Below are 6,990 nucleotides of genomic sequence, written 5' to 3'. Positions count from 1 at the left end.
CCCCCCGCCCCGACCGAAAGCTGGCCCGCATGAAAGCCGTCCTCAACGACGTCGTCCTCGCCGACGCCCCCGACTCCGACCTGATCTCGATCGAGGGCAACTGGTACTTCCCGCCGTCGAGCATCGCCGAGGGCGTGCTCGTCGAGAGCCCCACGCCCTACACCTGCCCGTGGAAGGGCGAGTGCCAGTACTTCTCGGTGCAGACCGGCGACGGCCTGCAGAAGGACAAGGCCTGGTCGTACCCGCACCCCTACCCGACGGCGTTCGACCGCGTCGGCAAGGACTTCTCGGGCTACGTCGCCTTCGACCGCTCGGTCCGCGTCTCCGACTGACCCGTCCCGCCGCGGCGCCGCTCCCGGTGCCGCGGCGGTGCGTCAGCCGCGCGGGGTTGCGGCGCGCGCCCGGTAGGCCCGGACCTTCGACCGGTTCCCGCAGCGCTGCATCGAGCACCAGCGGCGCGAGCCGGCGCGGGACGTGTCGAGGTAGAGCATCCGGCACTCCGGATCCGCGCAGCGCCTCAGCCGTCCGGCCACGGCCGGGCCCAGCAGCCCCACGGCCTCCCGGGCGATGGACGCGAGCGCCTGCCTGCCCGCCGCATGGAGCCGTCCTGCCTGCCGCGACCCTCCGCCCAGCACCGGTGGGATGTCGGGCATCGCCGCGACCAGGTTGACCACGTCGACGTCGCGCGGGTCGAGCGCGGTGCCCGCCTCGGCCGCGACGGCCAGCCGGGCGATAGCGCCTCGGAGCATCAGCGCGTCGTCGAGGCGCGCGTCCCGGCTCTCGGGGACGACCGCCTCGAAGCGCTCGGCGAGCCAGGCGGCCAGGGCGGCATCGGAGTCGAGGTGCTCGGCCGCTCCCGGAGGCAGTGCTCCGGTCGTGGCGAAGTCGAGTGCGAGGCTCCCGGAGTCGAACCACCAGCGCCGGCCGTCGGCCTCGGGGAGCCACTGCCCGGTGACCGGCGTGCGCCCGCCGTGCGGGGCCTCGTCCGGGGTCACGGCGCCGGGACCGGTCGGCGCCGCCACTGGATCGCGTTCGCGGGCTCGAACCGGCGCGCGCAGCGGCCGCAGGCCAGGGGCCGGGTGGGCCGGCGATGGCGGTAGAAGAGGTGTCCGCCCGGGCAGGTGCCGACCCACGGTGCGAGCTCGTCCGCGGTCGGGTTGCTGTGGGTGCGCGATCCCGTGTAGCCGAGCCGCGCCGCGATCCGCCGCCACTGCGGTCCGTGCCCGGCGTCGGGCCCCGCGAGCGCGTGAGCGACCTCGTGCAGGAGGGTCTGCCGGACCTCCTCGTCGCTCCAGCGGGCGGCGAGGTGGCGCGAGACCGTGATCCGGCGGCGCGTCCAGTGGCAGGCGCCGCCGCGGGTGCGCGCGTGGTCGAGCGCGAAGGACCAGGAGGGGTCGAGGTGCTCCTCGATCAGCGCGTCGGCCCAGCGGGCCACGTCCTCGAGGTCGGCCAACGGTGGCGCTGCCTAGGACTCGTCGCCGTCGGCGCGGCGGCGGCCGCGGGCGGTGCCGTCGGTGCGGGCTTCGCGGTCGGTCCCGTCCTGGAACTCGGAGGCGGCGGCGTAGCCCAGGCGGGCGACCTCGAGCTCCTCCTCGGGGACCCCGACGCGCTCGCCGAGGGCGGTCGCGGCGTCGAAGTCGCGCATCGCCCGGCCGTACTCGCCCAGCTCGAAGAAGGTGAGGCCGCGGTGCTTGAGCGCGAAGGAGTGCTCGAGGTGCCACTCGTGCGTGCGGGCCTCCTCGACGCAGAGCGCGAGCTCCGAGAGGGCCTCGTCGGTGCGGCCCCGCAGCTGCATGAGGCGGGCGCGGCGGACGCGGGCGGTGAGCAGCTCGGCGCGGTCGCCGGAGAAGCGGGTGCGGCGGACGGCCTCGTTCGCGAGGTCCCACGCCTCGTCGACGCGCCCGAGCAGGCGCAGCAGCTCCGCCTTCTCGGTGAGCGCGGCGAGGCTGCGCAGCGCGCCGATCTCCTCCAGGCGCTCCTGGGCGGCGTCGACGTCGATCTCCTCGTGGAGGGTCGCGGGGTCGTGGCGGATGATGATGCTCAGGGCGATGCTTCCTCGTGGAGTGCGGATCCGGATCGTCGCGCGCGGCGGACGAGAGGACGGTCGGGGTCGCTGACCCCGGCGTCGAGTGTACCGGCGGGTCCCCGGACGGCGCCCCGACGCGCGGCCCGGGTCAGCCCCGTCGCACCTGGAAGACGCTCCGCGCCGGCAGCGGCGACGGGGTGGCGGTCTCGTCCGTGACGACGAGGGCGCCGGCGATGAAGTTCTCGAGCTCCCGCCCCTGCACCAGCTTGGAGGGCGCGGGGTCGGAGGCGAGGCGCCGCGGCAGGCCGTCGAGCGGCAGCGGATCGGCCGAGGCGAGCATCACCACGTTCCCGAAGCGCTTGGCCTTGAGCATCTGGGTGTCGGTCATGATCGCGGTGTGCGCGAAGACGGAGGCGAGCGTCGCGGCCTGGGCGCGGGCGAAGGCGAGCGCGCCGCCGTCGGCCACGTTCACCGCGACCAGGCCGCCGGGGGCGAGCAGCGGCGCGATCGCCCCGTAGAACTCGGCGCTGGTCACGTGCGCGGGAGTGCGCGCGCCCGAGAAGATGTCGACGACGACCACGTCGACCGTGCCGCGCAGCCCGGGCGGCAGCTTGCCGAGCACCTCGCGGGCGTCGCCCTGGCGGATGCGGATCTGCGCCCCGCGGGGGAGCGGGAGCGCCTCGCGCACCAGCTCGACCAGAGCGCCCTCGATCTCGACGACCTGCTGGCGCGAGCCCGACCGGGTCGCGGCGACGTAGCGGGGGAGGGTCAGCGCTCCGGCGCCCAGGTGGAGCGCCGTGACGCTCTCGCCCTCGGGGGCGACGAGGTCGATCGCGTGGCCGATCCGGCGGACGTACTCGAACGAGAGGTGCGTCGGATCCGCGAGGTCGACGTGCGACTGCGGAGTGCCGTCGACGACCAGGGTCGCCGCCTCGGGCGAGTGGCGGTCGGGCTCGATCCGCGCGGTGTACCCGCTGGCGAGCACGGCGCGGGGGTGCTCGGAGTCGTCTCCGCGTCGGCGGCCGGTGCGTTCCTGCATCCGACCAGTCTGCCGCGGCGGCGGGACGGCGGGGCTCCGCGCCCGGCCCGGTCGGATCGGTCCGGGAGGCCGTGGCCTCGTATACCGGACCCCGCGGGGCGGCGCAAGCATCCGCACTTGCGCGGCGTGGCGCGATGCGGCTATATTCGTACTTTGCGCTCCCGAGTACCCATGCCCTCATATCGCGGTCGGCAGGTCACCGGAACCCGGCATCAGATGGTGGATGCCGTTGCCACACTCTAGCCCCGCCCCCAAGACCGAGTCGCCTCGGTCCGCACGGCGTGCGGGCAGGGGTGGCGGCCCGTCCGGCGGGAGCCCACTCCACACATCCCACAGATTGAGACCCGCGAGGGTCTACGGAGGTTCCTTCCTTGGCTGCTGCGTCCACCGCGACCACCACCTCACCCAAGAACGGACGCGGAGCTTCGCGTCTCTCGTTCGCCAAGATCAGCGACACCCTGACCGTTCCGGATCTGCTCGCGCTGCAGACCGAGAGCTTCGACTGGCTCGTCGGCTCGGAGGCGTGGAAGACCCGCGTCGCCGAGGCGAAGGCCGCCGGCCGGGAGGACCTCCCCGCCAACTCCGGCCTCGACGAGATCTTCGAGGAGATCTCCCCGATCGAGGACCTCAGCGAGACGATGCAGCTGAGCTTCACGAACCCGTACCTCGAGCCCGAGAAGTACACGATCGAGGAGTGCAAGGAGCGCGGCAAGACCTACGCCGCTCCGCTGTACGTCGAGGCCGAGTTCATGAACCACCTCACGGGTGAGATCAAGACCCAGACGGTCTTCATGGGCGACTTCCCGCTGATGACCGAGAAGGGCACGTTCATCATCAACGGCACCGAGCGTGTCGTCGTGTCCCAGCTCGTGCGCAGCCCCGGCGTCTACTTCGAGCGCCAGCAGGAGAAGACGTCCGATAAGGACATCTACTCCGCCCGCGTCATCCCGAGCCGCGGCGCCTGGCTCGAGTTCGAGATCGACAAGCGCGACCAGGTCGGCGTGCGCATCGACCGCAAGCGCAAGCAGTCGGTCACCGTGTTCCTCAAGGCCCTCGGCCTCACGAGCGAGGAGATCCTCGAGCAGTTCGCCGGCTACGAGTCGATCGAGCTGACCCTCGAGAAGGACAACATCCTCACCAAGGAGGACGCCCTCCGCGACATCTACCGCAAGCTCCGTCCGGGCGAGCAGGTCGCCGCCGAGGCCGCCCGCGCGCTGCTGGACAACTTCTACTTCAACTCCAAGCGCTACGACCTCGCGAAGGTCGGCCGCTACAAGATCAACCGCAAGCTCGGCATCGACAAGGCGCTGTCCGACTCGGTGCTCACGGTCGAGGACATCATCGCGACCATCAAGTACCTGGTCGCCCTGCACGACGGCCGCACCGCCCTCCCCGGCGTGCGCGACGGCGAGTCGGTCGAGCTGCGTCTCGACGTCGACGACATCGACCACTTCGGCAACCGCCGAATCCGCGCGGTCGGCGAGCTGATCCAGAACCAGGTCCGCACCGGACTGTCCCGCATGGAGCGCGTCGTCCGCGAGCGCATGACCACGCAGGACATCGAGGCGATCACCCCGCAGACCCTGATCAACGTGCGCCCCGTCGTCGCCGCGATCAAGGAGTTCTTCGGGACCAGCCAGCTGTCGCAGTTCATGGACCAGAACAACCCGCTCGCGGGTCTGACCCACAAGCGCCGCCTGTCGGCGCTCGGCCCCGGCGGACTCTCCCGCGAGCGCGCCGGCGTCGAGGTCCGCGACGTCCACCCCTCGCACTACGGCCGTATGTGCCCGATCGAGACCCCGGAAGGCCCGAACATCGGCCTGATCGGATCGCTCGCGTCCTTCGCGCGCATCAACTCGTTCGGCTTCATCGAGACCCCGTACCGCAAGGTCGTCGACGGCACCGTCACCTCGCAGATCGACTACCTCACCGCGTCCGAGGAGGACGAGTACCTGGTCGCCCAGGCGAACGCCCCCCTCACGAAGGACTTCCGCTTCGCGGAGGGCAAGGTCCTGGTCCGCCCCAAGGGCGGAGAGGTCGAGCTCGTCGACGCCGAGCGCGTCCACTACATGGACGTCTCGCCGCGCCAGATGGTCTCGGTCGCGACCTCGCTGATCCCGTTCCTCGAGCACGACGACGCGAACCGCGCGCTCATGGGCGCGAACATGCAGCGTCAGGCCGTCCCGCTGCTGCGCAGCGAGTCGCCCGTCGTCGGAACCGGCATGGAGGGCTTCGCGGCCATCGACGCCGGCGACGTCATCACCGCCGACAAGGCCGGTGTCGTCCAGGAGGTCTCCGCCGACTCCGTCACCGTCCAGCTGGACGAGGGCGGCACGCAGACCTACTTCCTCCGCAAGTTCGACCGCTCCAACCAGGGCACCTCGTACAACAACCGCGTGGTCGTCTCGGCCGGCGAGCGCATCGAGGTCGGCGAGGTCGTCGCCGACGGCCCCGCCACCGAGAACGGCGAGCTCGCGCTGGGCAAGAACCTGCTCGTCGCGTTCATGCCGTGGGAGGGCCACAACTTCGAGGACGCGATCATCCTCAGCCAGAACCTGGTGAAGGACGACGTCCTCTCCTCGATCCACATCGAGGAGTACGAGGTCGACGCCCGCGACACCAAGCTCGGCAAGGAGGAGATCACCCGCGACCTCCCCAACGTCAGCCCGGAGCTCCTGGCCGACCTGGACGAGCGCGGCATCATCCGCATCGGCGCCGAGGTCCGCCCCGGCGACATCCTCGTCGGCAAGGTCACGCCCAAGGGCGAGACCGAGCTCTCGGCCGAGGAGCGCCTGCTCCGCGCGATCTTCAACGAGAAGAGCCGCGAGGTCCGCGACACGTCGCTGAAGGTGCCCCACGGCGAGCAGGGCACGATCATCGGCGTCAAGGTGTTCGACGCGCAGGACGGCGACGACGAGCTCGGCTCGGGCGTCAACCAGCGCGTGGTCGTCTACATCGCCCAGAAGCGCAAGATCACCGAGGGCGACAAGCTCGCCGGCCGCCACGGCAACAAGGGCGTCATCTCGAAGATCCTGCCGGTCGAGGACATGCCGTTCCTCGCCGACGGCACCCCGGTCGACATCGTCCTCAACCCGCTCGGCGTCCCCGGCCGCATGAACTTCGGCCAGGTCCTCGAGATCCACCTCGGGTGGATCGCGAAGCAGGGCTGGAAGGTCGAGGGTCAGCCGGAGTGGGCCGCGCGCCTGCCCGAGCACGCCCGCGAGGCGGCGCCCGGCACCAAGGTCGCGACCCCCGTCTTCGACGGCGCGGCGGAGGAGGAGCTCGCAGGGCTCCTCGACTCCACCACCCCGACGCGCGACGGAGAGCGCCTGATCGGCTCGTCCGGCAAGACGCAGCTGTTCGACGGCCGCTCCGGGGAGCCCTTCCCGGACCCGGTCTCGGTCGGCTACATGTACATCCTGAAGCTGCACCACCTCGTCGACGACAAGATCCACGCGCGCTCGACGGGCCCGTACTCGATGATCACCCAGCAGCCGCTCGGTGGTAAGGCGCAGTTCGGCGGACAGCGCTTCGGCGAGATGGAGGTGTGGGCCCTCGAGGCCTACGGCGCCGCCTACGCCCTCCAGGAGCTCCTCACCATCAAGTCGGACGACATCCTCGGCCGCGTGAAGGTGTACGAGGCCATCGTCAAGGGCGAGAACATCCAGGAGCCCGGCATCCCGGAGTCCTTCAAGGTCCTCATCAAGGAGATGCAGTCCCTGTGCCTGAACGTCGAGGTCCTCTCGGCCGACGGCACCGCGGTCAGCCTGCGCGACACCGATGACGAGGTCTACCGCGCCGCGGAAGAGCTCGGCATCAACATCTCCTCCCGGTTCGAGTCGTCCTCCGTCGACGACATCTGATCCGCGCCAGCATCTGACGACCTCCCGTCTCTGACGAGACACCCTGTTTTCCGACAAGGAGA

The 6,990-nt window shown here is 71.2% G+C and carries 6 protein-coding genes; 2 read left to right on the top strand and 4 right to left on the bottom strand.

The features are described 5' to 3' along the window. The first annotated feature begins 29 nt into the window (after positions 1–29). Positions 30–332, top strand: a complete 303-nt coding sequence (locus C5C56_RS14430) for a DUF427 domain-containing protein (protein ID WP_104224584.1) — start codon at positions 30–32, stop codon at positions 330–332. Positions 333–374: 42 nt separating this feature from the next. Here the strand turns inward: C5C56_RS14430 and C5C56_RS14425 are convergent, their stop codons facing one another. The 4 genes from C5C56_RS14425 to C5C56_RS14410 all read right to left on the bottom strand — a co-directional run bounded on the left by C5C56_RS14425 (position 375) and on the right by C5C56_RS14410 (position 3,065). Continuing rightward, positions 375–1,022 (bottom strand): CGNR zinc finger domain-containing protein, encoded by a 648-nt coding sequence (locus C5C56_RS14425; RefSeq protein ID WP_258065684.1) that lies wholly within the window; start codon positions 1,020–1,022, stop codon positions 375–377. Continuing rightward, the gene (locus C5C56_RS14420; protein ID WP_104250885.1) at positions 992–1,453 is read right to left on the bottom strand and encodes a SprT-like domain-containing protein; all 462 of its coding nucleotides are present in this window, start codon (positions 1,451–1,453) and stop codon (positions 992–994) included. The genes C5C56_RS14425 and C5C56_RS14420 overlap by 31 nt, the downstream gene beginning before the upstream one ends. Positions 1,454–1,465: 12 nt before the next feature. Next, positions 1,466–1,795, bottom strand: a complete 330-nt coding sequence (locus C5C56_RS17995; protein ID WP_181027192.1) for a hypothetical protein — start codon at positions 1,793–1,795, stop codon at positions 1,466–1,468. Positions 1,796–2,174: 379 nt separating this feature from the next. Beyond that, the gene (locus tag C5C56_RS14410) at positions 2,175–3,065 is read right to left on the bottom strand and encodes a spermidine synthase (protein ID WP_104260908.1); all 891 of its coding nucleotides are present in this window, start codon (positions 3,063–3,065) and stop codon (positions 2,175–2,177) included. Between the two features lie 371 nt (positions 3,066–3,436). On the opposite strand from C5C56_RS14410, the gene rpoB reads away from it, so the two are divergent. After that, positions 3,437–6,928, top strand: coding sequence for a DNA-directed RNA polymerase subunit beta (gene rpoB / locus C5C56_RS14405; protein ID WP_104260909.1), 3,492 nt, complete (start codon positions 3,437–3,439; stop codon positions 6,926–6,928). Positions 6,929–6,990: the final 62 nt, after the last annotated feature.

Source organism: Rathayibacter sp. AY1D1 (assembly GCF_002932635.1).
Lineage (GTDB): Bacteria > Actinomycetota > Actinomycetes > Actinomycetales > Microbacteriaceae > Rathayibacter.
The sequence above is the reverse complement of the archived record's forward strand: the minus strand, read 5'-3'. Positions and strand labels throughout refer to the sequence as shown.

Excerpts from the sequence above, each read along its gene's own strand:
- C5C56_RS14430 (WP_104224584.1), top strand. The coding sequence starts at position 30 with ATGAAAGCCGTCCTCAACGACGTCGTCCTCGCCGACGCCCCCGACTCC.
- C5C56_RS17995 (WP_181027192.1), bottom strand. The coding sequence starts at position 1,795 with ATGCAGCTGCGGGGCCGCACCGACGAGGCCCTCTCGGAGCTCGCGCTC.
- C5C56_RS14410 (WP_104260908.1), bottom strand. The coding sequence starts at position 3,065 with ATGCAGGAACGCACCGGCCGCCGACGCGGAGACGACTCCGAGCACCCC.